The organism is Rhizobium sp. 16-488-2b, assembly GCF_017741815.1.
Lineage (GTDB): Bacteria > Pseudomonadota > Alphaproteobacteria > Rhizobiales > Rhizobiaceae > Rhizobium.
The window spans coordinates 64,652-88,778 of sequence record NZ_JAGHMF010000004.1; the positions used below are offsets into that span (position 1 = coordinate 64,652).

The window sequence follows — 24,127 nt, forward strand, 5'->3', positions numbered from 1 at the left end:
ATATGTCGGAAAATGAGTTAACAACCAGTGACTTCACCGAGCAAAACGAGCCGTTCCAGCTCTTTGCGGATTGGCTGAAGGAAGCCGAAGCTTCCGAGATCAATGACCCGAATGCGGTGGCGCTTGCGACGGTCGATGAAGACGGCCTTCCCAATGTCCGCATGGTTCTCCTTAAGGGATTCGATCAAGACGGATTTGTGTTCTACACGAATTTCGAGAGTCAGAAAGGCCGCGAAGTCCTCGGCCAGAAAAAAGCGGCCATGTGCTTCCACTGGAAGACGCTGCGCCGCCAGGTTCGGTTGCGCGGCCCGGTTGAAGTGGTGAGCGACGAGGAGGCCGACGCCTATTACAAGACGCGCGCCCGCGGCAGCCGCATCGGCGCCTGGGCCTCCAAGCAGTCGCGCCCGCTCGAAAGCCGCTTCGCGCTGGAAAAAGCCGTCGCCGAATACACCGCGCGCTATGCGATCGGCGAGATCCCGCGCCCGCCGCACTGGTCCGGCTTCCGCATCAAACCGACCTCGATCGAGTTCTGGAAAGACCAGAAGTTCCGGCTCCACGACCGCATCGAGTTCCGCCGCGCCACGCCCGAGGGCGGCTGGGACAAGGTGCGGATGTATCCGTAAGCATCGCCTCGGCGGCGTCTGCGATCGCCCGCGCAAAGGCGGCACGAACCCGCCGCCGCTGACATCGAAACGGAGCGCCGCGCAACCACGGCGCTCCTCGCTCGAATTTTCATCCTAGGTTGAAAAGATCGTGCCTCGGGGCGCCGGCGTGACCTGCAAACGGCGCGCCGCCTCAAAAGAAAGTGATCGGTGGATAATATCGGCCGGGAGGGGCCGACCCTCAGCCGCGATTGCCCATCAGCTTCAAGGGAATCCCCGAAGCAAGGCCGGAGACATAGCGCGGCTTCTGATAGAGCCCGTTGATCGATAGGCGCGGCAGATAGGTGGAGCGCTCGAGCGATTGCCGGCCGATGACGCCGGGCTGCGTCGTCACCGCCAGAGAAAAGCCGAGATCCCTCGCTATCGCCGCCTGCTGCTGCGTCACCGCCTCGCGCGTTCCATAAGGATAGGCGAATGCGCCCGGCCGGTGGCCGCTGATCACCTCGACATAATCCTGGGAGTGGGTCATCTCATCGCGAACCTCGGCGTCGGAAAGCCGCGCGACGGCACGGTGGCTGACCGTGTGGGCGCCGAGCGAGGCAAGCGGGCTGGCGTCGAGAAGGTTGAGCTCTGGCGCGCCCATCACCAGATCGTCGACGATCTCGGTGGGGTCGATTCCATGCGACCGCGCCAGCGCATCCACGGCCTCCACGGCAACCGTTTCCTCATGCGCATGAATATAGCGTGCGAAGCGGGCAAAGGCGCGGTGCTTGTCAGCGGGCGTCGCGGTGTCGATCGTCTCAGCGCCATCGCCGAAATCGAAACTCAGCCTGTCTTCGCGCCGCAAGAGCGCGGTCAGCGTCTCCCACCAGATCGTATGCGTCCGCTCCACCAGCCCCTTGGCCACGAAGATCGTGAACGGCGCCTCATGCCGCTCGAACACGGGCATGGCGTAGACGAGGTTGTTGCGATAGCCGTCGTCGAGCGTAAAGGCCGCGAAGGGCTGCGACGGCTTGGGCTCTAGGAGCGCTTCGGGAACCTCTGCAAGCGACACGAATCTATAGCCGTCGCTCTTCAGCCGCGTCAGCACCGCGTCGAGAAACTCCGGCGTGATCTCCAGGTGCGCGTTCGGCGAAAAGGCGGAGGGCTCGTGGGGGCGAACGTGATGCAGCGTGAAGATCGCGCCCCTCCCACGTGCGCCGCGCATCAGCCCGACCGAGCGCAGGAGGTTGGCCACCTCCAGCCCGCCAGTTATCGCGATCCGCTTTGCCAGCGTTCTGGCGTTCATCATCTCCGCTCCGTCTGCGGGGGTCGTGAGGAAGGCGACCCTAGCAAGCGCGAGGTTAAGCCTTGCTGAATGCCGACTTTGCCTGAATTCTAATATTGCAGGGCGTGTTTTACGGTTTTTTCACCATAAAGGGTAAAATTTGACAAAAATGGTCCACGTTGCCGCAAAGTCGCGCCATATTGCGTCCATCTGTCTAAGAACGGGACAAAATTCGGGCGACGAGGGTCGGCTGTTCATCGAGGGGAAGTGCATGAGAAAGCTGTTGGCCGCGATTATAACCGCGACGTTGGTCGTTGCGGCGCCGTTGTCGGCTATGGCTGGCAGCGCTTCGCTCATCCTCGATGCGAGAACCGGCAAGGTTCTGTCGTCGGAAAACGCCGATGTCCTCAATCATCCCGCGTCTCTTACGAAGATGATGACGATCTACATGGCGTTTGAGGCCATCAATCGTGGCAAGATGAACTGGGATACCCCGATCGTCATGTCGAAATACGCGGCCTCCCGCCCGCCGACCAAGCTCGGCGCCAAGGCAGGAACGTCGATCACCGTGCGCGAAGCGATCCTCGGCATGATCACCAAGTCGGCCAACGACGCCGCCGCCGCCATGGGCGAAAAGCTCGGTGGCTCGGAAAGCAATTTCGCCAGGCTGATGACGCAGAAGGCGCGCCAGCTCGGCATGAGCCGCACCTCGTTCTACAATGCTTCGGGCCTGCCGGATGGCCGCCAGGTGACCACGGCGCGTGACATGTCCACGCTCGCCGTCGCCCTGATGAAGAATTATCCGCGCGAATACCGCCTCTTCTCCACCGCGAGCTTCAATTTCCGCGGCCGCACGATCCGCGGTCACAACAACCTGATGTACCGCTACCAGGGCATGGACGGCATCAAGACCGGCTATACCAACGCCTCGGGCTTCAACCTCGTCAGCGCCGTCAAGGATGGCAACCGTCGCGTCGTCGGCGTGGTCCTCGGTGGCCGCACCGCCCGTAGCCGCGACGACAAGATGGCAGCCCTGCTCGACAAGGCCATGGGCCGCGCATCCTCCTCGGGTGGCGCCCGTCTGGTCGCCAGCGTCAATTCGCGCGAGCCTGTTGAAGTCGCCTCCGCGGCCGATGCCAGCGATCTGCCGGTTCCCGCATCTGCACCGCGTGTCGAGGATGTCGCCCCGGTCGCAGCACCCGAAATCGCCCGCAGCGAGCTTGCTCCCAAGGCACTCGGCTATCTGAGCGACACCGTTCCGCAGGAGCGTCCCTCGGCGCTCGACGCCGTAACGCCTACGGCGAAAATCGGCTCTTCCGCCAAGCCGCTCGCATCCGTCGCCTCGACAGGCGACTGGTCGATCCAGATCTCGGCTGCCCCGAGCGACGAAGCCGCCCGCGCACTTCTCGCCCAGGCCAAGTCCGAAGGCGGCGCCGCGCTGAAGTCGGCCAACCCCTACACGGAAGCCGTCGGCAAGGGCGCCAACAAGGTCTACCGCGCCCGCTTCGTCGGCTTCGAAAGCCGTGACGCCGCGACATCTGCATGCGACGCGCTGAAGAAGCGGTCCTACGACTGCATGCTGCTCGGCGACCGCGGCTGATCCGCCAGCCATTCCGACTGGACATTGCCGCTGAATCAGCGTTCTCCTACGTAAACGAAAGGAGAACATGATGCTGGATGATCTTGCCCTGAAGTTCGAGCGGGCCTCGAGCGCCTATGCCGGAGAAAACGGCATCACGCGCGATGCCGACTGGTTTCTGCTGAAGCTCCAGGAAGAGATGGGCGAACTCACCCAGGCCTGGAACCGCGTCAGCGGGCGAGGGCGCCCCAAGGGCCGTTCCGGCGAGGACATGGCCCGTGACCTCGAAGACGAGGCCGCCGACGTGCTCGGCCACATCCTGCTCTTCGCGCACCGCAACGATCTCGATCTCGCGGCCGCGATCAAGCGCAAGTGGCTGTTTTCACTGGATGAAGCTCTCTGAGCCTCAGGCGGCGCTGATGCTCAGCCTGTAGAACTTGCTGTCGACGGCCATGACCGGGAAGCTTGGCGGCAGCGTGCTCTTCTCGACTTCGACGAAGCCGTTCTTCTCGTAGAAGCGATGCGCGGCGAGAAATTTGTCCGTGGTCCCGAGATAGATGTCGGCAAGCCCCTGCGCTTCCGCGTGCCGCACCAGTGCTGCAAGAAGCTCCGTGGCCACTCCACGCTCGCGGCCACGAAAATCCGCCGCCACTAACATCTTGCGCAGTGCCGCCTGGTCGTTGCCGATATCTTTCAGCCCGATCGTGCCGACCACGGTATCACCCGATGTCGCCACCCAGAACTGACCCTTGCCCGACTGGTAGAACTCGGGAATGGCCGAAAGGTCCGGCTGATCGGCGGCGGTGATCGCGATCCCGAACTCCTCGCTCTGGATCGGCAGGATGGTCGAGATCACGCCGTCCTTGTCTGACGGCGTGAAGGGGCGAATGCGGATATCGGTCATCAGGGAGGGGCCTGTTATGCCTGCGTGCCGCCCACCGTCACCTGATCCATCCTCAGATGCGGCTGGCCGACGCCGACGGGAACCCACTGGCCTGCCTTGCCGCAATTGCCGATGCCGGTGTCGAGCTTCATGTCGTTGCCGACCATGGAGATCCGCTGCATCGCGTCGGGACCGTTTCCGATCAGCATGGCGCCCTTGACGGCCGGACCGATCTTGCCGTTTTCGATCAGATAGGCCTCGGTGCAGCCGAACACGAACTTGCCGGAGGTGATGTCGACCTGGCCGCCGCCGAAGGAGACGGCATAGATGCCCTTCTTCACCGAAGAGATGATCTCTTCCGGCGTCTTGTCGCCACCCAGCATGTAGGTGTTGGTCATACGCGGCATCGGTACATGCGCGTAGCCCTGCCGGCGGCCGTTGCCTGTCGGCTTCATGCCCATCAGCCGGGCGTTCTGCCGGTCCTGCATGTAGCCGACCAGCTTGCCGTTTTCGATCAGCACGTTGTAGCCCGAGGGCGTGCCTTCGTCGTCGATGGTGATAGAGCCACGACGGCTGTCGATCGTGCCGTCATCGACAACGGTAACACCTGGGGCAGCGACCATCTGGCCGAGCAGGCCGGCGAAGGCCGACGTCTTCTTGCGGTTGAAATCGCCTTCCAGCCCGTGGCCGACGGCCTCGTGCAGCATCACGCCCGGCCAGCCGGAGGAGAGCACCACGTCCATCGTGCCCGCAGGCGCGTCGATCGCCTCGAGATTGACCAGCGCCTGGCGCAGCGCCTCGTCGGCGCCATACTGCCAGTTGCCCTCGGCGATGAAGTCGCCGAAGCCGATGCGTCCGCCGCTGCCGTAGGAGCCGCTTTCCTGGCGGTCGCCGTGGCCGACCATGACGGAGATGTTGATGCGCGTCATCGGGCGGATATCGCGGACCCGGTGACCGTCCGCGCGCAGGATGTCGACCACCTGCCAGCTGGCGGCGACCGAAGCCGTCACCTGCCGGACCTTGTCGTCCTTCCCACGCAGATAGGCGTCGATGTCCTGCAGAACCTTGACCTTCTCTTCGAAGGTGGGCGAGCCGATCGGGTTTTCGTCGCTATAGAGCTTCTTGTTGGTGCCCTGCGGGGCCGCCGCATAGCTGCCGGTATAGCCGCGCGTCACCGCGCTCACCGCGTCGGCAGCCCGTTTAAACGCCGAAACCGAGAGATCGCCCGCATGCGCGTAGCCGACCGCTTCGCCGGCCACCGCGCGCAGGCCAAAACCCTGCTCGGTGTTGAAGCTGCCGCCCTTGAGGCGGCCATTGTCGAACATCAGCGATTCGGCCTGCGCGTGCTCGATATAGAGCTCCCCGTCGTCCGCGCCGGAAAGGGCCTCGGCGACAAGCGAACGCATCTTCGCTTCGTCGGCGTCGAAAAGCGTCAGGAGATCGGTATTCATGTCATTATGCTCCGCTGCGGCAGGAAATGCTTCCTGCCGATGTAGGTCCCGGGGACGGTTCGAGCAAGTGTCGAATTCGTAAGGATCGCAAAAGCGATCAGACGCGGAGGTCAGGAGCCCTTGTTGGGCCCCTGTTATCAGGGAAGCGCGTCGTAGCCTTCAGCGAAGCCCTTCAGGTCGACGGGAATGCCGATACCCTCTTCAGGCGTCTGGAAGACGATGAAGGTGGCGCTGGCACCGCTGCGGAAGGTCTTGAGCAACTCGTCCTCGAGCACGACTTCGGCATAGCAGCCGTCGGCGAAGCAGCGAACGAAATAGGCGCGACCGATATCCTTGCCGTCGACGTTGAGGCCGAGACCGTTGGGCAGCAGCACGCCGAGCGGCGCGAGTACGCGGAGAATCTTCGACTTGCGGTCGGCGGTCTTCAGCACGACCACCGAGAGGCCCACTTCCGGGCGGTCCTCGGCAATCACGTTCTGCATCAGCGCGCATTGCTCGGCCGAAGCGCCGGCCGGCTTGTCGCAGACCACGGACCACGCGCCGTGATTGGAGCGGACGGTGCCGGGCGCCTGCGGTTGCGTCTGTCCTGGTGTCGCCTGCGCGGCAGGGGCGCCGGGGGCGGGCTGTGCTGGCGCGGCCGGAGCTGGTGTCGGCGCCGGCGTCTGCGCGAAAGCCGGAGCGATCGCCGCGGCGGTAACACAAGCCGACAGCACGAACGGCCGCACTAGGGAACGGAAACCCATGAAAACCTCTGCAGTTCGAATCAGTGCCGCTAAGTTGGGGCGGGCCGTCCAAAATGAAAAGCCCCACCCGCTGAAAAGCCGGGGACTACGGCGGAAATGGGACGTTTCTTGATTATTCTTGGGAAGGATGGCTGGCCGACGCCAACATTTTCCGTATCATAAGGAAAATCATGGCATGTTTCGATGCGCCCGGAGGAGGGATCATCGAGGCGAAAATGCCGCACGGCCAAATGCTTTGGATTGTTGCGGCAAGTGCTAAACTGTGGTTTGAAGCGCATGAGGATGGCAAGGATTCTGCGTGCAGTGCACGCGGGTCAGCGCTCGAGGGAGATGAAACGTGATTAAGAAGGCCTATGCAGGCATGACCGCGATGGTCTGTCTGCTTTTTGCTTCCGGCAGTTATGCCGACCAACCGATGCCGTGGCAGGCCACTTTGCAGCCAGCCGCGACGCCGATCATGCGCGATATTCACTGGTTCGAACAATATACGCTGTGGTTTATTGTTCCCGTGACGCTCTTCGTGCTCGCTCTTCTTATCATCGTCTGTCTTCGCTTCCGGGCCAGTGCGAACCCGGTTCCATCAAAGACAAGCCATAACACGGCCATCGAGATCGCCTGGACCGTGGGACCGGTTCTGGTGCTGCTCTTCCTGGCGGTGCCGTCGTTCAATCTTTTGACCGCGCAGCTGACGCTTCCTGAGAACCCTGATGTCACCATCAAGGCGACCGCGACGCAGTGGCAGTGGAATTATGAATACGAAGGCTCGGGCGACAATCCGCTCGCCTTCGACAGCTATCTCCTGAAGGATCAGGATCGCGCCGCCGCCGGCAAGGAAGACAAGGCCAAGTATCCGCGCCTTCTCGCCGTCGACAACGAACTCGTGCTGCCGGTCAACAAGACCGTGCGCGTTCTCGTGACCGCGGCCCCGACTGACGTCATTCACGCCTTCGCGATGCCGTCCTTCGGCGTCAAGATCGATGCCGTGCCCGGTCGCCTGAACGAAACCTGGTTCCGCGCCGAGCGCGAGGGCCTGTTCTACGGTCAGTGTTCCGAACTCTGCGGCAAGGACCACGCGTTCATGCCGATCGCAATTCGCGTCGTTTCCGAGGACAAGTACAAGCAGTGGATGGCGTCCGCCGCCTCCGACCTGCCGGGTGCTTACAAGAACCTCATGGCTGAAACCGATGGTCCCGCAAAGACCCTCGATGTCGCCGAAAACGTCGCTCAGTAAAGGAAGAGGAACGGGACATGGCTGGACCTTCCGCACACGATCATTCGCATGATCACGATCATGGCGCGCACGCCCATGACGATCACCATCACGACCACTCGCACAAGCCGAGCTTCGTCAATCGCTGGCTCTTCTCAACCAACCACAAGGACATCGGCACGCTGTACCTGATCTTCGCGATCATGGCCGGCATCGTCGGCGGCGCGCTCTCCGTTGCCATGCGCATGGAGCTGCAGGAGCCCGGTATCCAGATTTTCCATGGCCTTGCCGCCATGGTCTACGGTTATGAGGGCGATGCCGCCATCGACGGCGCCAAGCAGATGTTCAACATGTTCACCACCGCGCACGCGCTGATCATGATCTTCTTCATGGTCATGCCGGCGATGATCGGCGGTTTCGCCAACTGGATGGTGCCGATCATGATCGGCGCGCCTGACATGGCCTTCCCGCGCCTGAACAACATCTCCTTCTGGCTCATCGTTCCGGCCTTCATCCTGCTCATCATGTCGATGTTCGTCGAAGGCCCGGCCGGCGCTTACGGTGCCGGCGGCGGCTGGACCATGTATCCGCCGCTCTCGAGCACGGGGACGCCTGGTCCCGCGGTCGATCTTGCGATATTCGCGCTCCACATCGCCGGTGCGTCGTCGATCCTTGGTGCGATCAACTTCATCACCACCATCCTGAACATGCGCGCGCCCGGCATGACGCTGCACAAGATGCCGCTCTTTGCCTGGTCTGTTCTGATCACCGCCTTCCTGCTTCTGCTGTCGCTTCCGGTTCTCGCCGGCGCCATCACCATGATGCTGACCGACCGCAACTTCGGCACTTCCTTCTTCGTGCCCGAGGGCGGTGGCGACCCGATCCTTTACCAGCACCTGTTCTGGTTCTTCGGTCACCCTGAAGTTTACATCCTGATCCTGCCTGGCTTCGGCATTGTCAGCCACATCATCTCGACCTTCTCCAAGAAGCCGATCTTCGGCTATCTCGGCATGGCCTACGCCATGGTCGCGATCGGCGCTGTCGGTTTCGTCGTCTGGGCCCACCACATGTACACGGTCGGCCTGTCGCTCGATGCGCAGCGCTACTTCGTCTTCGCAACCATGGTCATCGCCGTGCCGACGGGCGTGAAGATCTTCTCCTGGATCGCGACGATGTGGGGTGGCTCGATCACCTTCTCGACGCCGATGGTCTGGGCGATCGGCTTCATCTTCCTGTTCACGGTCGGTGGCGTCACCGGCGTGCAGCTGGCAAACGCCGGTCTCGACCGTTCGCTGCACGACACCTACTACGTCGTGGCGCACTTCCACTACGTTCTGTCGCTCGGCGCCGTCTTCGCCATCTTCGCCGGCTGGTACTACTGGTTCCCGAAGATGACTGGTTACATGTACAACGAGCTCATCGGTAAGCTGCACTTCTGGATCATGTTCATCGGCGTCAACCTGGTGTTCTTCCCGCAGCACTTCCTCGGTCTCGCCGGCATGCCGCGCCGCTACATCGACTATCCGGATGCCTTCGCCGGCTGGAACTATGTGTCCTCGATCGGCTCCTACATTTCGGCCTTCGGCGTTCTGATCTTCCTCTTCGGCGTGTTCGAAGCCTTCGCCAAGAAGCGCGTCGCCGGAGACAATCCGTGGGGTGAGGGTGCTACGACCCTCGAGTGGCAACTTTCCTCGCCACCCCCTTATCACCAATGGGAACAGCTCCCGCGCATCAAGTAAATGGATGCGAGACATCGTGACCGCCGCCGGAGGAGCGCGGCGGTCACCGTTCAGTTTTCAGGACAATACCAATGACAGTCATCGACGATCGCAGCAGCCTAGCCGACGACAGCGAGTTTCGCATGTCGGAAGCCAGCGCACGCGATTACTTCGAGCTTCTCAAGCCGCGCGTCATGTCGCTTGTGGTCTTTACCGCATTCGCCGGCCTGATCGTGGCGCCCGGCCACATCAACCCGATCATCGGCATCATCGCGGTGCTCTGCATCGCCGTCGGCGCTGGCGCATCCGGCGCGCTCAACATGTGGTATGACGCCGATATCGATGCGGTGATGACCCGCACCGCCAAGCGCCCGATTCCGGCTGGCCGCATCGCCCCCAACGAGGCGCTCGCCTTCGGCCTCGTGCTTTCCTGCTTTTCCGTGTCGATCCTCGGGCTCGCCGTCAATTGGCTCGCAGCCTCGATCCTCGCCTTCACCATCTTCTTCTACGCCGTCGTCTACACGATGTGGCTGAAGCGCTCGACGCCGCAAAACATCGTCATCGGCGGTGCCGCCGGTGCTTTCCCCCCGATGATCGGCTGGGCCTGCGTAACCGATAGCGTCACCATCGAAAGCACGGTTCTCTTCCTCATCATTTTCCTCTGGACGCCGGCTCACTTCTGGGCGCTGGCACTGTTCAAGATGCGCGATTATCAGTCCGTCGGCGTGCCGATGCTGCCGAATGTCTCGGGCGAGCGCACCACCAAGAACCAGATCGTCGTCTACGCCGTCTTGACCGCTTTCAGCGCCGTGGCGCCGACCTTCCTCGGCTTTGCCAGCACCGGCTATGGCGTCGTCGCCGGCCTGCTCAGCGCCGTCTTCGTCTACTGGTCCGTCATCTGCTGGCGCATGCCCGATGGCGACGAGAAGATGGTGCCGGCCAAGAAGCTCTTCGCCTATTCGATCTTCTATCTCTTCGCCATCTTCTCGGCGCTGATGTTCGACCGCCTGGCGTCCTTCCTGATGACGCATTGGGGAGCCGGCCTTTGATCGAGACCGTCAAGCTCACCGATGCCCAGCGCAAGTCCCGCCGCAACCGCAACGTTGCGCTTGGCCTCGTGCTGGCCGCTCTGGTCGTCATTTTCTACGCCATAACCATCGTGAAATTCACTTGAGGGCATGAGATGAGCGAAGCGCAAAGCACGCCGAGAAAACCGCGCAACAATGGCGCCGTCGTTTTCATGTGCCTTGCCTTCGTCTTCGGCATGGGCGCGGCAAGCTATGCCGCCGTGCCGCTCTATCGCATGTTCTGTCAGCTCACCGGCTATAACGGCACGACGCAGCGCGTCGAGCAGGCCTCGACTGTCATCCTCGACCGCAAGATGCGCGTCACCTTCGATGCCAATGTCGCGCCGGGGTTGGATTGGGAGTTCAAGCCCGTCGAGCGCGAGGTCAATCCGCGCATCGGCGAAACGATCCAGGTGAATTTCACCGCCGTCAACAAGTCAGACAAGCCGCAGCGCGGCCAGGCCGTGTTCAACGTCACGCCGGGCGAGGCGGGTGTCTATTTCAACAAGGTGCAGTGCTTCTGCTTCAACGAGACCGAGCTCAAGCCGGGCGAGAAGCTGGAAATGCCTGTCGTCTTCTACATCGACGCCGATATCGTCAAGGCCGTGGAATCCAAGGATATTCACACGGTCACCTTGTCTTACACGTTCTATCCGAAGGAAGGACCGAAGCCGGTGGCTTCGCGCGAGGATGGAACGCAAACGCTTGAAAAGAAACTTTGATACTGGGTTCGTTTCCGGCTAAGCCGGAGCGGAGAGGATAGGTCCGGGGGAGTCCAAATGGCCGAAGCGCATCAGAAACATCACGATTATCACATCATAGATCCGAGCCCGTGGCCGATATTGGCTTCGTTCGGCGCCTTCGTCATGACCTTTGGCGGCGTCGGCTACATGCGCTATCTCAACGGCGGCTCGCTGCACATCTTCGGCATCGAATGGGCCCATCCCTGGCTGTTCTTCATCGGCCTTGCGGTCGTTCTTTACGTGATGTTCGGCTGGTGGGCCGATACCGTCAAGGAAGCCCATGAGGGCGCCCACACTCGCGTCGTCTCGCTGCATCTGCGCTACGGCATGATCATGTTCATCGCCTCGGAGGTGATGTTCTTCGTGGCCTGGTTCTGGGCCTATTTCGACGCCAGCCTCTATCCGCACGAAGCCATCCAGGCCTCGCGTCTGGCCTTCACCGGTGGTCAGTGGCCGCCGAAGGGCATCGAGGTGCTCGACCCCTGGCACCTGCCGATCTACAACACCGTCATCCTGCTGCTCTCGGGCACCACGGTCACCTGGGCGCACCACGCGCTGCTGCACAACGACCGCAAGGGCCTCATCCAGGGCCTGACGCTGACGGTGCTGCTCGGCGTCCTGTTCTCCAGCGTCCAGGCCTACGAATACGCCCACGCGCCGTTTGCCTTCAAGAACTCGATCTACGGCGCCACCTTCTTCATGGCGACCGGCTTCCACGGCTTCCACGTGCTCGTCGGCACGATCTTCCTGATCGTCTGCCTGATCCGCGCCATGCGCGGCGACTTCACCCCCAAGCAACACTTCGGTTTCGAAGCGGCGGCCTGGTACTGGCACTTCGTCGACGTGGTCTGGCTCTTCCTGTTCTTCTCGATCTACGTCTGGGGCGGCTGGGGCGCACCACTCGCGGCCGGGTGAGGGCTGCGGAAAGACGGATCACAGAGACCGCCTGAAATGCAAATGCGGAGCCATCGACAGGTGGCTCCGCATTTTTTTGTTTTGGGAGTTTTCGGCCCTCAGCTTCGTCTCACCTGTAGCCCCCTCACCCTACCCTCTCCCCGAGGGGAGAGGGGAAGAGACCGCAGAGGGCGCCGCTTTTCCCTTCTCCCCAGCGGGGAGAAGGTGCCCAAAGGGCGGATGAGGGGGCTTCGGATGGTGAGCTAACCACATCTGCGGATAACCTGCGGACGAAGTCGGCTTCTTGCCCGAAGCGGCCATAAGGATGCGTTTGACCGAAAGCGCGAGGCATCCCATTCAGGCTGCCCTCTTCATTAGGCGTCTGTCTTGCAACTATATCCGGCGTGCGCGTAGGATGTCTTGCAATCGCGAATTGTCTTCGGAGATCAAATGCCATCAGTTCGAATGTACTACTTGAAAAGACCCACTTCGGCTGCCCAGCTCCCAGTTGACTGTCTTCCATGAGTATCGGGGAGCAGTGGAGCATTCTCCTGCTCGGCCTTCTCGCTACATTTCCCGGTGGCTCAGTCGGCGCGGCAATGGCCGGTGGATCGTGGTGGAAAGGGGCTACCTCCGTCATCGTGGGTGTCCCTTTGTCCATCGTCTTTTTCTTGGTTATGCACGGGTCGGGTTCTGTCCCCTTTTTGGCCGCTTACCAGCTAATATGCTTTGTCGCTGTCGTTTGCATGTTGGGCACGATGCTTGCGATGCCCTTCCGTCACATTCTCGGCGTAGTCGTTGGCTCGCTGCTATCTGGGGCCTTGGCCGCAGGTGCGACCTTTTGCTTAATCTCTCTCCAACATGCCGCGAGCTTGTAGGAAGCTGTTAGAAGGGTTGCCTCGACCGCCCTGCCGATCTTTCAGACGCAGTTGAATGACTGCTGTCGGTGCGAAGCGATGAGACCGCAGTCGGCCCAAACCAGTCATTGCATGATCAACCCACCATCGACTGCGTATTGGCTTCCAGTGACATAGGACGAGTCCGTCGAAAGAAGAAAAAGGGCTACGGCGGCAGCCTCATCGGGGGTGCCGACACGCCCAAGAGGGACCTGTTCCACGACAAAATTCTCGAATCCCTTCCGCGCTTCATTGGGAAGAAAACTTCGGAAATTCGTTTCAATCGGTCCGGGCACGAGGGTGTTTACTCGAATCCCCCGCGGCGCAAGCGCCGTAGCCCAGGATCTGGCCATTGCAACAACGGCACCTTTTGTTGCCGCATAAAGACCGGTTGCTGCCGCGCCTTCATAGGTCGAGCTGGACGATGTAACGACAACCGACGCCCCTTCAGCAAGGTATGGAGAGAGCGCTGCGAGTTGCAGCATCGGGCCGCGCACGTTGGTTGCCATCATGCGGTCGAATTCGGAGGCGACCAAATCCTCCGGCGATCCCAGCGTCGCAAAAGCAGCGTTGAGCCACAGGCCATCCAACGGACCGATAGAAGCGACAGTTTCCGCCAGCGCCGTAGCGGTCGGTTCTGCTGCATCATTCTTAATAACAACAGCCTTCTCTCCAAACTCCAGCTTCGCGGAGGTCAGGCGTTCCTCGTTCAAGCCTGTCAAAAGCACCGTGCCACCCTCGGCGATGACACGCCGTGCGCCGACCAGACCCATGCCGCTCGTGCCGCCGGTGATTAGAATGCGTTTGTCGCTAAAGCGGCTCATCGTCATCTCCCGATACAGAATTGCGTTTCGAAATACGTCCTTCTACCCGCGTTCTAACATGGCTGGCAGTGACAGGTATTGGCGCGAAGCTGTCTCCCGCCTTTACCTATGTGCCGCAACCTCACCGCCCAATGAGCGGCCGATCACGCCAACTCCTTGAGAATCAAAATCCGGTTCGCGGTCGCGAACGCAATGACCCCGTCCTGCTCGAGCGCCCGCAACACCGCTTTGATCTCCGCGGGCGTGAATCCATCAACGCCCAGCCGTTCGATGACATCAAGCAGGTTGATCGTCACGTCAGGCTTGGCCTTCAGCGCGCGCAGCCGTCCGATCAAGGCGTTTTCGGTATCGTCAAATCGGCTCATCGGCTCACCTCAGCCGGCAATCGGCGCAACAGCGCCATTCCGCTTCTCGCGAAAATGGCTCGGCGAAGCACCGATCACGCGCTTGAACGCGCGGCTGAAGGACGCCTCCGAATCGTAACCCAGCCGTTCGGCGACGGTTGCCACCCGCTGGCCCTCGCGTAGCCATTCATGGGCCTGGTGCATGCGCATCCGCGCCACGTAGCGCGCCGGCGTTTCGCCGACGACGCTGACGAAGCGCTGGGCAAAGCCGGAGCGCGAGGCGCCCATGTGGCGCGCCAGTTCGTTCACGCTCCAGTCGTGCGCGGGATCGAGGTGGATCGCGGCGAGCACCCGCCCGACTTCCGGGTTGCGCACGGCGGCAAGCCAGCCGCTTGCGTCGCCGCAGCCATGCTCCACCCATGTGCGGATGATCGTGGCCGTCAACACATCGGCAAGGCGCGACAGGATACCTCCCGCACCCACCCGGTTCATCTCGACCTCCCGCATCATGGCGTCGAGCAACGGTGGGATCGTCGGCTCGCTCTTGGCCAGATCGCTGGTGCGCATCACATCGGGCATCAGGTTGAGGAGCGGATGCCGCTTGTCGACATTGAAGCGCATGACGGCGAAAAAGATGAGGTTGTTGCTGTCGGTACATGGACATTGCAGGTCCACGATGCCATCGCAGAGCGGCTTGCGCGGCAGGCAGTCGACCGGGGTCGGCGAAATGCCCGGTTCGCTCGCGATCACATGCGCGTCGCCGCGCGGCAAGAGCACGGCGTCGCCGGGGCGCAGCTCCGTCCACTCGCCGTCGGGTGCCTGCAGATAGGCGCTGCCCGCCGCCAGGAAGTGAAATCGCGCTTCCGCCTGCGCCGGATAGGCCGTGGCCCAGGGCGCTGATGGCTGGCAGCGACCATATTCGACACCATCGAGCCGCAGCCCGCGCAGCATCTCGGTCAATGGATCGGTCATCATGGCCTCCGGCAGGTTTGGACGAATTGTTATGGTTTATAGCTTTTCCAGCATGGAAACGCCAGATGCTTGAGCGTAGCGTCGCCGCAGAAATGACGGAGATGCATATGAACATTCACTCGGAGATCAACCACCCAGCCGTAAAGGGCGAGACACCTGCCGCATGGGCAGGCGTTGTTTCGCTGTCGCTTGGTGTATTTGGGCTCGTGACGGCGGAATTTCTACCCGCGAGCCTGCTGACACCGATGTCGCATGACCTTGGCGTCAGCCTCGGCGCGGCCGGGCAATCGGTGACGGCGACAGCCGTGGTCGGCGCGCTGGCTGGCCCCGGCATCGTGCTCGGCACGGCCCGCTTCGACCGACGCTACACGCTGCTCGCGCTCACAAGCCTGCTCATCATCTCGAGCCTGATCGCCGCCACGGCAAACGGGCTGGTGACCTTGCTCCTGTCGCGCGCGCTGCTCGGCGTCGGGCTTGGCGGCTTCTGGGCGATGTCGCTGGCGCTTGCCATGCGCCTCGTGCCGGAGCGGCTGATGCCGCGCGCAATGGCGATCGTCATGACCGGCGTGTCCGCCGCCACCGTCTGTGCGGCACCTGTCGGAGCCTGGGTCGGCGAGGCGTTCGGCTGGCGCGCGGCCTTCTGGATCGCCTCCGCGCTGGGCGTCGTCGCGTTCCTGGTCCAGGCGTTCACGCTTCCGGCCATGCCGCCGACAGGCTCGGGCGGCCTCGGCACGATGGCCCAGGTCTTGCGCCGTCCGGCCATCCGGCTCGGCCTCGTCACCATTCTCTTCGTCGTCGCCGGTCACTTCGCGGGCTTCACCTTCATCCGCCCCTTTCTTGAAACGGTGCCGCATTTCGGCGTCGAGGCGATTTCCGGCATCCTTCTCGCCTTCGGCGTCGGCGGCTTTATCGGCAATATCGCCGGCGGCCTGATCGCCGAGCGCAACACGACGCTTGCGATCACGCTTGCCGCCTCAGGCATTGCCGTCACCGCCTTCCTGCTTGCCTTCGCCGGTGAGGCGCCGGCGCTGGCCGCCATTGCGACCGCCCTGTGGGGCTTCGCCTTCGGCGCATTGCCGGTCAGCGTGCAAAGCTTCATCACCGAGGCTGCCGCCGACGAGGCCGAGAGCGCCGGCGCCCTCATGCTGACGACGTTTCAGGTCGCGATTTCGAGTGGCGCCGTGCTTGGCGGGCTGATCGTGGATGCTCAAGGTGCGGCAGGCGTCTTCGCCTTCGCCGGTATCGCGGCCCTGCTCGGCGCCACGCTTGTTGGCGTCGCCAGCCGCCGCAGGATGGTCGCAGCGGGCTGACCATGCCCGCTACGCATCTCGGCCCCGTTAGGTGATGAACCGCGCGCGGCCGACCTTCGCCCGCGATCGGCCCAGGCGGCGGGGTGAGGGCTGCGATAACGGATTGAAAGCGGCGGGCCCGCCACAGATGCAAATGCGGAGCCATCGAGAGGTGGCTCCGCATTTTTTTGCGCTTATGCCGGGGCTCGTCCCGCACTGGCCATGCGGTACCCTCCATCCGTCCGTCGTGCGACATAGGCGAAGCCACTCTCTGATAGATGCATCCCCGCGATCAGAAGTCGGTCCGAACTGGCAAGGTCGAGCAGCCCCGTTCGCGTCGTGGCGGCGAGCTGCGCATCCTGATCGAATGCGATCGACACTTCGGGGCGCGGAATCTGAATCTCCGGAAAATGGACGATGTCTCCCCATACCAGGAGATTCTGGCCGCCGGATTCGAGACGATAGCCCGTGTGCCCTGCGGTATGACCCGGAAGTGGAACCGCCATCATGCCGGGAAGTACCTCGCCGGTATCAAAGGTGCGCAGCCTGTCGCGATAGCCATCGAATGCTTGACGTGCCACGAGGAAGTTGCCGCGGGCCCGTTCAGGAGCGCGGCTCAGGTTGCCGTCATCTTGCCAGAATGCGACTTCCCGATGGTGGGCGAAAAGCTCGGCCTTCGGGAAGGCGGTTTCTCCCGAAGCGTCAATCAACCCGCCGACATGATCGGGATGGGCATGCGTCAGCAGGATTGCATCGATCGCCGAGGGGATGACGCCTGCAAGCAACAGATTGGCCCTCAATCGACCACCCCACTGCTTGAAACCGCCTGCTCCTGCGTCGATCAGTACAGTCCGTCCATTACCGCGCACCAGATAGCAGTTGATATGCACGGAGGTATGATCTGTTATCCCCGCATTTTGCTGCATTCGAGCGGCATCGGCCGGATAAATGTTGGCCAGAAAATCGAAGCTGGCATGAAGATAGCCATCGCTGATCGCGGTGATCGTCAGATCGCCGACCGACTGGCTCGGCAATGCAAGACTGGACATGGTTCTTCTCCTGGCGCTCAATTTCGTGCGTGGATGTTCGACGCTTCATAGCCAAAGCAGCGGATGCGCGCGGTAAGGCCAATCTTGCGGCTTATGGCCTCGTCCAGTCCTTCCATGAACCGCGCCATGACCGCTGACGTCCGAAATGGCTCAAGACGATATTGAATCTCCGCGAACGCCGGATGCCCCCGGCCGTGTCGGACTGCGACATAGACGATATGCACGTTCACCAGTGCTGCCTGAAGAACGACCGTGCAGAGTTCACTGCACTGCTCGGCAAGGTCTGCAAGCGTTTCGTCCGGCGGCATCTTCTCCGCCGGGATGTAGATCTTGACGTTCGGCATCGGGCTCACCGTGCCTGCCCGGAGGAGGCGCTAATCTCACCCGTCAATTGCGCCGTCATCGGCGCATAAAGATGCACATCCGCTGGCAGGCTTTCGATGTCAGGCGCATTGCCGCGCTCCACCTTGGCAATCCAGCGACATTCCGGGAATTTCTCCATGGCGACTGCGTGCATCGCATGCGGCGTGAGCCCCAGTTGGCTCAGCGGCTCAGACCCTCGGGCGCTCAACGCCAGATATTCGCCTTCCCCAATCGCCGGCGCTTGATCGACGCCACTATAGAGGTTTCGATGCCAATCGGTGATGTGGCGCTGCCAACGCGCGAAATTGCCGCCGCCTTTTTGGCGATATTCGTCGCCCGTTAGAATATCGAGGCCATCAATCGAATGAAGTGCGAGATAGACCGGGCAACCCCGGCTCAACGCCTTGAAACGCTGTGAGGTATGAAAGCCGCCTACCGAAATGAGGGCGGGCAACTTGTCCAGGCTGTAAAAATCGTTCCATTCCGCTTCGCTGGCCGGATCAGCAAAGCTGCATTCTACCGTATAGATCATCGCACCACCTTCGACCGAAGGCGTGAAGCTTTCGGCCTTGTCTATCGTTGATATTTTCTCACGATAGGCCGCCAGCTATTTTACATATATCGACACTTGGTCATGCTTCAGTGACATAATATCAAGCTGACGGCGGATCAAACGCTGAGCCCAGCCTCGTAGGAGCCACCATGCGCCGCAAGATTCCCAGCAACTCCGCGCTCTTGGCCTTTGAAGCGTCGGCGCGTCATGGGAGTTTCGCACGCGCGGCCGACGAGCTCGCCCTGACGGAAGGTGCTATCAGCCGCCAGATCGCCCGGTTGGAAGCTTTCCTCGGTGTCACGCTGTTCGAGCGGGTCGGCAATCGTGTCCGGCTTTTGCCAAACGGAGCGCGTTACGCCATCCAGGTTCGCGAGACACTCGACCGGCTGGAACGAGACAGCCAATATTTGATGGGGCAGCGCATCGATGGCGCGAGCCTCGACATTGCCACCATACCAACCTTTGCCACGCGCTGGCTTATTCCCCACCTGCCGCGGTTTCAGGACATGCATCCGAACATCATCGTGCATCTTACCGAGCGTATGGAGCCTTTCGTGCTTGCAGGTAGCGGGTTCGATGCTGCGATCCATTTCGAGCATCCGGCTTGGACGGGCATGAGAACACATCGACTGTTGCATGAGACGCTGGTGCCGGTTTGCCACCCGCGGCTTATCGAGGGGCAAGGCTCGGTGTCCCTGGATGAACTGCCACGTCTTCACCGACGCCAAAACCCGGATGCCTGGCAACGTTATGCGGAGGAAACCGGGCTGGTGCTGACCAACCCGGCCATTGGCGCTCGTTACGATCTCCACTCCATGCAAATCGAAGCCGCGCTGGCTGGTCTTGGTGTCGCACTCGTGCCACGCCTTTATATCGAAACCGAGTTGACACAAGGTCGTCTGATCGCACCTTGGCCTGATGGAACGTCGATCTCCAAGACCTTTTGTCTCGTCCTGCCCGAGCCGATCCGGCTGAGTGAAGGGCCGATACAGGCGTTCGCAAACTGGCTTATCAAGGAAGCGCGGGCAGCCCAGCCTGCCTTGCTAACCCCTACCGCGCTTCCGCGATCCGCTCGAACGCCGACGGCCGGGCAATCCCGAGATCCAGCGTCTGCCGGATGATCTCGGCGAGCAGCTGCAACGCTACCATCTCGAAGGCGCATCCCTCATCGTCGCCGGCCTGCTGCTGATCGCCTGCTGAAGCCACCGACCAAGGTGGAAGGCGAGCAAGGGGTGAGGATGGGTGCGGGGTGGGCTTTGCCAGTTATCGGTCAAGGTGGCATAAGGCGTTGCTCCGTCCAATCAACTGTTTAGGATCGTGAAAAATGCCTCAACCAGGCGACGTGTTCGAAATAAACACCGCGAGAGGTGAGGCTTATGTGCAGTTCATGCAAAAGAACAAGCTTATGGGCTCAGCTATCCGCGTACTGCCCGGCACTTATGTCGGTGGCAATTCCGATATTGAATCGCTAGTCAGAACTGACGCGGGCTACTGGATATTCTTTCCGTTGTCGGCAGCGTTGAAGGCTAAGGTTGTACGACGGGTCGGAGCGTTCGAAATCCCATCGCACTCGAAAAAACTCCCGCTTTTTCGCTCTGGCGTCGTCGATCCCGCAACTGGCCGTATCGAAAACTGGTGGCTGTGGGACGGCGAGAACTCTCGCATGGTCGGTGCAATCACGGACGAGCAGAGAAGGCTGCCGATCAAATCGATATGGAATGATACTTTGCTTGTGGAAAGGATTGAACAGGGGTGGTCACCTGAGAAGCACGGTGGCTGATGGCCGGCAGAAAAGCGACGGCAGTTGGGTTGTGATGAGACGTTCGTCGCAAAACTCATCGTGGTTGGGTAAAGCGTGGCAGGATCGATTATTGTGTCTCGTGGAGTTTTGGTCTCTCTTAACACCATGGGGTTGTATTACTTGATTGAGAGAATTCGAGTCGAATTCGACGAAGGCGATTCTCGATACAGGACGAGCATCTACGAAACGCTTGATGAGCAAGGTATGCCCTTTCTCTCGCTGGATGAGCGGGATTGCGAGGGCTTCAATTCGTTCGTCAAAGCCACTAAGCGCGCTTATGAGAAGGAACGCAGGCTGCCATCATTTCGCGAACCCTTGTGGAGTGAGCTGATAGCTAAGCTGAAAACCGATCCTCGATACGAGGGCGATATACTCTAGTAGTGCGCTCGTCGGTTGAGCTTGATAAGTTGGTGGTATCTCCTCTTAGCGCCTAGCGCATTCCGAAACGTTTCCAGCGATGCGCGATACCCCTGATAGCCGAGGCTACAGGGGCATCGCTAAACACATCCAAATGAGCGGCTATCTCTCGTGTCGCCGCCCTACCGCGCTTTCGCGATCCGCTCGAACGCCGACGGCCGGGCAATCCCGAGATCCAGCGTCTGCCGGATGATCTCGGCGCACTCCAGCGGCGTCAGAAGCGACGTGTCCACTTCCAGATCGTAGATGCCCGGCTGGTGCACATGGTCTTGCCAGCGCTGCACCGAATCGGGGATCGGGTCCTCGGCGCTTGCCTGGTCATAGAGCCCCTCGCGGCCCGGCATGCGGATCTCGCGGCGGCGCATGATCGTGTCGAGGGGACAATGCACGCCGACGAAGAGAACCGGAAAGCCTTCCAGCCTGCGGGCGCAGTCGGTCAGGATGCCGAGCGGTTGCGAGTAGAAATCATGATGCCCGAGATCGGCGACGACGTTGAGGCCGAGGCCGACATGGATGGCGATGGTCTCGTAGAGTGCCGCGTAGAAGAACGGCACCATCTCCTCGAGATCGGGTCGCTCGCCACCGGGGCGCAGGCCGATGCCCGGCAGATAGCGCTCCGGCGTCATGCCATTATAGGCATCGACGCCGAGGTTCATCCACGGGCCGTCGAACTCGTCCTGGATCGCCTTGGCGATCGATGATTTTCCGCTGCGCGGTGCGCCGTTCAGAATGACGATCTGAGCGGCTGGGGTTTCCTCGGACATGTGTTTTCTTCTTTTGTTTGGCGCGAATCAGTGAGGCGAAATCGCGCAGGCATTTCACTTCGCATTTCGATTAGATTATGGGTGACTTTAGGGCCAAAGCTCAATCAGGATGAGGGTTCTGTTGGCGATGATGGGATTGGATGGAAGCAAACAAGCGCAAGGCAAGACCTTTTGGTCTTGTCGAGCATTGTTTGCGATCAGGCGGCCCATCATCGCCAACCCTGCGGGCAAGCTGTATTTTGTGCCTGCGGGCGTCGGAAAGGTTTGAAAATGATGAGCATTTCCTGCACCTCTCCTCCTACTCAGACACAAAATACAGCTTGCAGAACCCTTATCCTGATTGAGTTTTGACCCTAAGGCGGTGACTCACCGCGTCGGGAGGATAGCATGAACGAGGACAGCGCGCATTTCCCGCCTGTGGATCCTTTGAAAACAGGTATTCGCGGCTGCTGCCCGCGCTGCGGCAATGGCAAGCTTTTCAATGGCTTGCTGGGCTTGAAGCCGCGCTGCGCCGCCTGCGGCCTCGATTATGCCTTTGCCGACGCCGGCGATGGCCCGGCCGTCTTCGTCATCCTGATCGTCGGCTTCATCGTCATCGGCTCGGTGCTGTGGCTGGAAGTGAACTACGCGCCGCCGATCTGGCTGCACATCCTGCTCTTCGCGCCGCTGACGATCATCCTCTCGCTGCTGGCGCTGCGCTGGATGAAGGGCATCCTCATCGCCATGCAATACCGCCACAATGCCCGTGAAGGACGTCTCTCCCGTGATTGATGCCACAGCCGCAGCCCCCCGCCGCACGCGATCCGTCCTGACCGCCATCGCGGTCCTCGTAGCACTCGCCATCCTGATTGCGCTCGGCACTTGGCAGGTCGAGCGGCTGCACTGGAAGGAAGGCCTGCTCGCCGATATCGCCGCGCGCCTCGCGGCCCCCGTAGTCCCACTCTCCGAGGTCGAGGCAATGGCCGCCAAGGGTGAGGATATTGAATACCGCCGCGTCACCGCGACAGGCGTCTACGACAACAGCCGCGAACGCCACTTCTTCGCCACCTGGCGCGGCCAGACCGGCTTTTACGTCTACACGCCGCTGCAGCTCTCAGATGGCCGCTTCCTCTTCGTCAATCGCGGCTTCGTGCCCTATGACAACAAGGAGCCGGAAATGCGTATGCAGGGCCAGCTGACGGGCGAGCAGACCGTCAACGGTCTTGCCCGCAGCAAACTCTCTGGCAAGCCCTCCTGGGTCGTGCCCGATAACGACGTCGCCAAGAACATCTTCTACTGGAAGGACCTCGACGTCATGGCCTCGAGCACCGGGCTCGACAAGGCTGCGGTCGTGCCCTTCTTCGTCGATGCCGACGACACGCCCAATCCCAAGGGCATGCCGATCGGCGGCGTCACCGAGGTCGACCTTCCCAACAACCACCTGCAATATGCTTTCACCTGGTATGGCCTGGCCGCCACGCTGGTCGTGATCGTCGTCGTCGCGCGGTTTCGAAAGCGCGGCAATCCGCCGGCGCAATAGTATCGCTTCAATTCGTGCCTATATTGGGCTAGAGACGCGTATCTGCACACACCGGAAAAGACATGAATATTGCGGCGAAACCTCCACTGACGATCAGGCTCTGCGGGCCGCGCGGCTTCTGCGCCGGCGTCGACCGGGCGATCCAGATCGTCGTTCTGGCGCTGAAATCCTATGGCGCGCCCGTCTATGTCAGGCACGAGATCGTTCATAACCGCTATGTGGTCGAAGGTCTGGAAGCCAAGGGCGCCGTCTTCGTCGAGGAGCTGAACGAGATCCCGGAAGAGCACCGCGCCCAGCCGGTGGTCTTCTCCGCCCACGGCGTGCCGAAATCGGTGCCGGAGGATGCGACCACACGCAACCTCTTCTATCTCGACGCCACTTGCCCGCTGGTCTCCAAGGTCCACAAGCAGGCCATGCGCCACAACAAGCTCGGCCGCCACGTCGTGCTGATCGGCCATGCCGGCCACCCCGAGGTGATCGGCACCATGGGCCAGCTCCCGGAAGGCGCTGTCTCGCTGGTCGAAACCATTGCCGATGTCGATCTCTACGAGCCCGTCGATCCCGACAATCTCGGCTATGTCACGCAGACCACGCTCTCGGTCGACGACACCGCCGGCGTCATCGCCCGCCTGCAGGAGCGCTTCCCGAACCTCACCGCGCCCTCGGCCGATTCGATCTGCTACGCGACGACCAACCGCCAGGAAGTCGTCAAGCAGGCGGCACCCGGCTGCGATCTCTTCATCATCGTCGGCGCGCCGAACTCGTCCAACTCCAAGCGCCTCGTCGAAGTGGCGCTGAGGGCAGGGGCGAAGAAATCGATCCTGGTGCAGCGCGCCTCCGAGCTCGATTGGGACGATATCGGCCATGTCGGCACGCTCGGCCTCTCCGCCGGCGCCTCGGCCCCCGAGGTCATCGTCAACGAGATCATCGAAGCCTTTCGCGCCCGTTTCGATGCCAAGGTCGAGCTTGCCGAGACCGTTCAGGAAAACGAGCACTTCCTGGTCAACCGCGAGCTGCGCGACATCGAGCTGACAACGGCGGATATGGCCTTCGTCAACGGGTAATCGTTGGTCGGAGGGTGGGGCCACCCCCCCTCTGTCCTGCCGGACATCTCCCCCACAAGGGGGGAGATCGGCTGGGGGCCGCCGCTCGCTGCAAGATCAATTGTTTGGGGAAACC

General features: G+C 61.6%; 26 protein-coding genes and 1 pseudogene. 16 read left to right on the forward strand and 11 right to left on the reverse strand.

The annotated features are described in order from the left end of the window. The first annotated feature begins 2 nt into the window (after positions 1–2). Positions 3–623 carry a pyridoxamine 5'-phosphate oxidase gene (gene pdxH, locus J5286_RS04995; protein ID WP_047507936.1) on the forward strand — a complete coding sequence of 207 codons (621 nt, stop codon included), beginning with the start codon at positions 3–5 and terminating at the stop codon, positions 621–623. Between the two features lie 220 nt (positions 624–843). On the opposite strand, the gene J5286_RS05000 is transcribed toward pdxH, so the two are convergent. Beyond that, the gene (locus J5286_RS05000; protein WP_209189451.1) at positions 844–1,893 is read right to left on the reverse strand and encodes a polysaccharide deacetylase family protein; all 1,050 of its coding nucleotides are present in this window, start codon (positions 1,891–1,893) and stop codon (positions 844–846) included. 247 nt (positions 1,894–2,140) lie between these two features. Between J5286_RS05000 and J5286_RS05005 the strand changes: the two genes are divergently transcribed. Then, positions 2,141–3,469: a D-alanyl-D-alanine carboxypeptidase gene (locus J5286_RS05005; protein WP_209189452.1), complete on the forward strand. Its 1,329-nt coding sequence runs from the start codon at positions 2,141–2,143 to the stop codon at positions 3,467–3,469. Between the two features lie 70 nt (positions 3,470–3,539). Further along, positions 3,540–3,851, forward strand: a complete 312-nt coding sequence (locus J5286_RS05010; protein WP_209189453.1) for a nucleoside triphosphate pyrophosphohydrolase family protein — start codon at positions 3,540–3,542, stop codon at positions 3,849–3,851. Positions 3,852–3,854: 3 nt separating this feature from the next. On the opposite strand, the gene J5286_RS05015 is transcribed toward J5286_RS05010, so the two are convergent. The 3 genes from J5286_RS05015 to J5286_RS05025 all read right to left on the reverse strand — a co-directional run bounded on the left by J5286_RS05015 (position 3,855) and on the right by J5286_RS05025 (position 6,525). Beyond that, positions 3,855–4,352 (reverse strand): GNAT family N-acetyltransferase, encoded by a 498-nt coding sequence (locus J5286_RS05015; protein WP_209189454.1) that lies wholly within the window; start codon positions 4,350–4,352, stop codon positions 3,855–3,857. Positions 4,353–4,366: 14 nt separating this feature from the next. Continuing rightward, entirely contained in the window at positions 4,367–5,782 is a 1,416-nt protein-coding gene (gene tldD, locus J5286_RS05020) for a metalloprotease TldD (protein WP_209189455.1), read from the reverse strand. Positions 5,783–5,919: 137 nt separating this feature from the next. Beyond that, complete coding sequence (locus J5286_RS05025; protein WP_018902035.1) at positions 5,920–6,525, reverse strand: invasion associated locus B family protein; 606 nt, start codon at positions 6,523–6,525, stop codon at positions 5,920–5,922. Between the two features lie 337 nt (positions 6,526–6,862). Here J5286_RS05025 and coxB point away from each other — a divergent pair, with 337 nt between their 5' ends. From coxB to J5286_RS05050, 6 genes are all read left to right on the forward strand, one after another. After that, positions 6,863–7,756 (forward strand): cytochrome c oxidase subunit II, encoded by an 894-nt coding sequence (gene coxB, locus J5286_RS05030; RefSeq protein ID WP_018902033.1) that lies wholly within the window; start codon positions 6,863–6,865, stop codon positions 7,754–7,756. Positions 7,757–7,773: 17 nt separating this feature from the next. Then, complete coding sequence (gene ctaD, locus J5286_RS05035) at positions 7,774–9,474, forward strand: cytochrome c oxidase subunit I (RefSeq protein WP_209189456.1); 1,701 nt, start codon at positions 7,774–7,776, stop codon at positions 9,472–9,474. 71 nt (positions 9,475–9,545) lie between these two features. Beyond that, positions 9,546–10,502, forward strand: coding sequence for a heme o synthase (locus J5286_RS05040; RefSeq protein WP_209189457.1), 957 nt, complete (start codon positions 9,546–9,548; stop codon positions 10,500–10,502). After that, positions 10,502–10,627 carry a cytochrome c oxidase system small membrane protein gene (locus J5286_RS31475; RefSeq protein WP_489028734.1) on the forward strand — a complete coding sequence of 42 codons (126 nt, stop codon included), beginning with the start codon at positions 10,502–10,504 and terminating at the stop codon, positions 10,625–10,627. The genes J5286_RS05040 and J5286_RS31475 overlap by 1 nt, the downstream gene beginning before the upstream one ends. 9 nt (positions 10,628–10,636) lie before the next feature. Further along, positions 10,637–11,242, forward strand: a complete 606-nt coding sequence (locus J5286_RS05045; RefSeq protein WP_113200609.1) for a cytochrome c oxidase assembly protein — start codon at positions 10,637–10,639, stop codon at positions 11,240–11,242. 57 nt (positions 11,243–11,299) lie between these two features. Continuing rightward, positions 11,300–12,178: a cytochrome c oxidase subunit 3 gene (locus J5286_RS05050; protein ID WP_209189458.1), complete on the forward strand. Its 879-nt coding sequence runs from the start codon at positions 11,300–11,302 to the stop codon at positions 12,176–12,178. A gap of 961 nt (positions 12,179–13,139) precedes the next feature. Here J5286_RS05050 and J5286_RS05055 read toward each other — a convergent pair. The 3 genes from J5286_RS05055 to J5286_RS05065 all read right to left on the reverse strand — a co-directional run bounded on the left by J5286_RS05055 (position 13,140) and on the right by J5286_RS05065 (position 15,193). Beyond that, positions 13,140–13,877 carry an SDR family oxidoreductase gene (locus J5286_RS05055; protein ID WP_209189459.1) on the reverse strand — a complete coding sequence of 246 codons (738 nt, stop codon included), beginning with the start codon at positions 13,875–13,877 and terminating at the stop codon, positions 13,140–13,142. A gap of 143 nt (positions 13,878–14,020) precedes the next feature. After that, complete coding sequence (locus J5286_RS05060; RefSeq protein WP_209189460.1) at positions 14,021–14,242, reverse strand: hypothetical protein; 222 nt, start codon at positions 14,240–14,242, stop codon at positions 14,021–14,023. 9 nt (positions 14,243–14,251) lie between these two features. Then, entirely contained in the window at positions 14,252–15,193 is a 942-nt protein-coding gene (locus J5286_RS05065; RefSeq protein ID WP_209189461.1) for an AraC family transcriptional regulator, read from the reverse strand. 107 nt (positions 15,194–15,300) lie between these two features. On the opposite strand from J5286_RS05065, the gene J5286_RS05070 reads away from it, so the two are divergent. Further along, positions 15,301–16,503, forward strand: a complete 1,203-nt coding sequence (locus J5286_RS05070; protein ID WP_209189462.1) for an MFS transporter — start codon at positions 15,301–15,303, stop codon at positions 16,501–16,503. Positions 16,504–16,676: 173 nt separating this feature from the next. Here the strand turns inward: J5286_RS05070 and J5286_RS05075 are convergent, their stop codons facing one another. From J5286_RS05075 to J5286_RS05085, 3 genes are read right to left on the reverse strand one after another with little or no spacing between them, the layout of a single operon-like run. Beyond that, positions 16,677–17,531: an MBL fold metallo-hydrolase gene (locus tag J5286_RS05075; protein ID WP_209189463.1), complete on the reverse strand. Its 855-nt coding sequence runs from the start codon at positions 17,529–17,531 to the stop codon at positions 16,677–16,679. Positions 17,532–17,548: 17 nt separating this feature from the next. Beyond that, complete coding sequence (locus J5286_RS05080) at positions 17,549–17,875, reverse strand: hypothetical protein (RefSeq protein ID WP_209189464.1); 327 nt, start codon at positions 17,873–17,875, stop codon at positions 17,549–17,551. A gap of 5 nt (positions 17,876–17,880) precedes the next feature. After that, positions 17,881–18,426 (reverse strand): sugar ABC transporter, encoded by a 546-nt coding sequence (locus J5286_RS05085; protein WP_209189465.1) that lies wholly within the window; start codon positions 18,424–18,426, stop codon positions 17,881–17,883. Between the two features lie 170 nt (positions 18,427–18,596). On the opposite strand from J5286_RS05085, the gene J5286_RS05090 reads away from it, so the two are divergent. The 3 genes and pseudogenes from J5286_RS05090 (at position 18,597) to J5286_RS05095 (ending at position 20,227) form a co-directional block, all read left to right on the forward strand. Beyond that, positions 18,597–19,568, forward strand: a complete 972-nt coding sequence (locus J5286_RS05090) for a LysR substrate-binding domain-containing protein (RefSeq protein WP_209189466.1) — start codon at positions 18,597–18,599, stop codon at positions 19,566–19,568. Position 19,569: 1 nt separating this feature from the next. After that, positions 19,570–19,667, forward strand: a pseudogene (locus J5286_RS31705) (DMT family transporter); the annotation flags it as partial. Between the two features lie 104 nt (positions 19,668–19,771). Then, positions 19,772–20,227: a hypothetical protein gene (locus J5286_RS05095; RefSeq protein WP_209189467.1), complete on the forward strand. Its 456-nt coding sequence runs from the start codon at positions 19,772–19,774 to the stop codon at positions 20,225–20,227. 560 nt (positions 20,228–20,787) lie between these two features. On the opposite strand, the gene J5286_RS05100 is transcribed toward J5286_RS05095, so the two are convergent. After that, positions 20,788–21,429: a chloramphenicol phosphotransferase CPT family protein gene (locus J5286_RS05100; RefSeq protein ID WP_209189468.1), complete on the reverse strand. Its 642-nt coding sequence runs from the start codon at positions 21,427–21,429 to the stop codon at positions 20,788–20,790. Positions 21,430–21,816: 387 nt separating this feature from the next. Here J5286_RS05100 and J5286_RS05105 point away from each other — a divergent pair, with 387 nt between their 5' ends. From J5286_RS05105 to ispH, 3 genes are all read left to right on the forward strand, one after another. Then, a complete protein-coding gene (locus J5286_RS05105; protein ID WP_209189469.1) occupies positions 21,817–22,200 on the forward strand; it encodes a DUF983 domain-containing protein in 384 nt (127 codons plus the stop codon). Next, a complete protein-coding gene (locus J5286_RS05110) occupies positions 22,169–22,948 on the forward strand; it encodes an SURF1 family protein (protein ID WP_209189470.1) in 780 nt (259 codons plus the stop codon). The genes J5286_RS05105 and J5286_RS05110 overlap by 32 nt, the downstream gene beginning before the upstream one ends. Before the next feature lie 62 nt (positions 22,949–23,010). Continuing rightward, positions 23,011–24,012, forward strand: a complete 1,002-nt coding sequence (ispH, locus tag J5286_RS05115) for a 4-hydroxy-3-methylbut-2-enyl diphosphate reductase (RefSeq protein ID WP_112534479.1) — start codon at positions 23,011–23,013, stop codon at positions 24,010–24,012. Positions 24,013–24,127 lie beyond the last annotated feature (115 nt).

Coding starts and splice junctions, on each gene's coding strand:
- pdxH (WP_047507936.1), top strand. CDS start 3: ATGTCGGAAAATGAGTTAACAACCAGTGACTTCACCGAGCAAAACGAG.
- J5286_RS05000 (WP_209189451.1), bottom strand. CDS start 1,893: ATGATGAACGCCAGAACGCTGGCAAAGCGGATCGCGATAACTGGCGGG.
- J5286_RS05005 (WP_209189452.1), top strand. CDS start 2,141: ATGAGAAAGCTGTTGGCCGCGATTATAACCGCGACGTTGGTCGTTGCG.
- J5286_RS05010 (WP_209189453.1), top strand. CDS start 3,540: ATGCTGGATGATCTTGCCCTGAAGTTCGAGCGGGCCTCGAGCGCCTAT.
- J5286_RS05015 (WP_209189454.1), bottom strand. CDS start 4,352: ATGACCGATATCCGCATTCGCCCCTTCACGCCGTCAGACAAGGACGGC.
- tldD (WP_209189455.1), bottom strand. CDS start 5,782: ATGAATACCGATCTCCTGACGCTTTTCGACGCCGACGAAGCGAAGATG.
- J5286_RS05025 (WP_018902035.1), bottom strand. CDS start 6,525: ATGGGTTTCCGTTCCCTAGTGCGGCCGTTCGTGCTGTCGGCTTGTGTT.
- ctaD (WP_209189456.1), top strand. CDS start 7,774: ATGGCTGGACCTTCCGCACACGATCATTCGCATGATCACGATCATGGC.
- J5286_RS05040 (WP_209189457.1), top strand. CDS start 9,546: ATGACAGTCATCGACGATCGCAGCAGCCTAGCCGACGACAGCGAGTTT.
- J5286_RS05045 (WP_113200609.1), top strand. CDS start 10,637: ATGAGCGAAGCGCAAAGCACGCCGAGAAAACCGCGCAACAATGGCGCC.
- J5286_RS05050 (WP_209189458.1), top strand. CDS start 11,300: ATGGCCGAAGCGCATCAGAAACATCACGATTATCACATCATAGATCCG.
- J5286_RS05055 (WP_209189459.1), bottom strand. CDS start 13,877: ATGAGCCGCTTTAGCGACAAACGCATTCTAATCACCGGCGGCACGAGC.
- J5286_RS05060 (WP_209189460.1), bottom strand. CDS start 14,242: ATGAGCCGATTTGACGATACCGAAAACGCCTTGATCGGACGGCTGCGC.
- J5286_RS05065 (WP_209189461.1), bottom strand. CDS start 15,193: ATGACCGATCCATTGACCGAGATGCTGCGCGGGCTGCGGCTCGATGGT.
- J5286_RS05070 (WP_209189462.1), top strand. CDS start 15,301: ATGAACATTCACTCGGAGATCAACCACCCAGCCGTAAAGGGCGAGACA.
- J5286_RS05075 (WP_209189463.1), bottom strand. CDS start 17,531: ATGTCCAGTCTTGCATTGCCGAGCCAGTCGGTCGGCGATCTGACGATC.
- J5286_RS05080 (WP_209189464.1), bottom strand. CDS start 17,875: ATGCCGAACGTCAAGATCTACATCCCGGCGGAGAAGATGCCGCCGGAC.
- J5286_RS05085 (WP_209189465.1), bottom strand. CDS start 18,426: ATGATCTATACGGTAGAATGCAGCTTTGCTGATCCGGCCAGCGAAGCG.
- J5286_RS05090 (WP_209189466.1), top strand. CDS start 18,597: ATGCGCCGCAAGATTCCCAGCAACTCCGCGCTCTTGGCCTTTGAAGCG.
- J5286_RS05095 (WP_209189467.1), top strand. CDS start 19,772: ATGCCTCAACCAGGCGACGTGTTCGAAATAAACACCGCGAGAGGTGAG.
- J5286_RS05100 (WP_209189468.1), bottom strand. CDS start 21,429: ATGTCCGAGGAAACCCCAGCCGCTCAGATCGTCATTCTGAACGGCGCA.
- J5286_RS05105 (WP_209189469.1), top strand. CDS start 21,817: ATGAACGAGGACAGCGCGCATTTCCCGCCTGTGGATCCTTTGAAAACA.
- J5286_RS05110 (WP_209189470.1), top strand. CDS start 22,169: ATGCCCGTGAAGGACGTCTCTCCCGTGATTGATGCCACAGCCGCAGCC.
- ispH (WP_112534479.1), top strand. CDS start 23,011: ATGAATATTGCGGCGAAACCTCCACTGACGATCAGGCTCTGCGGGCCG.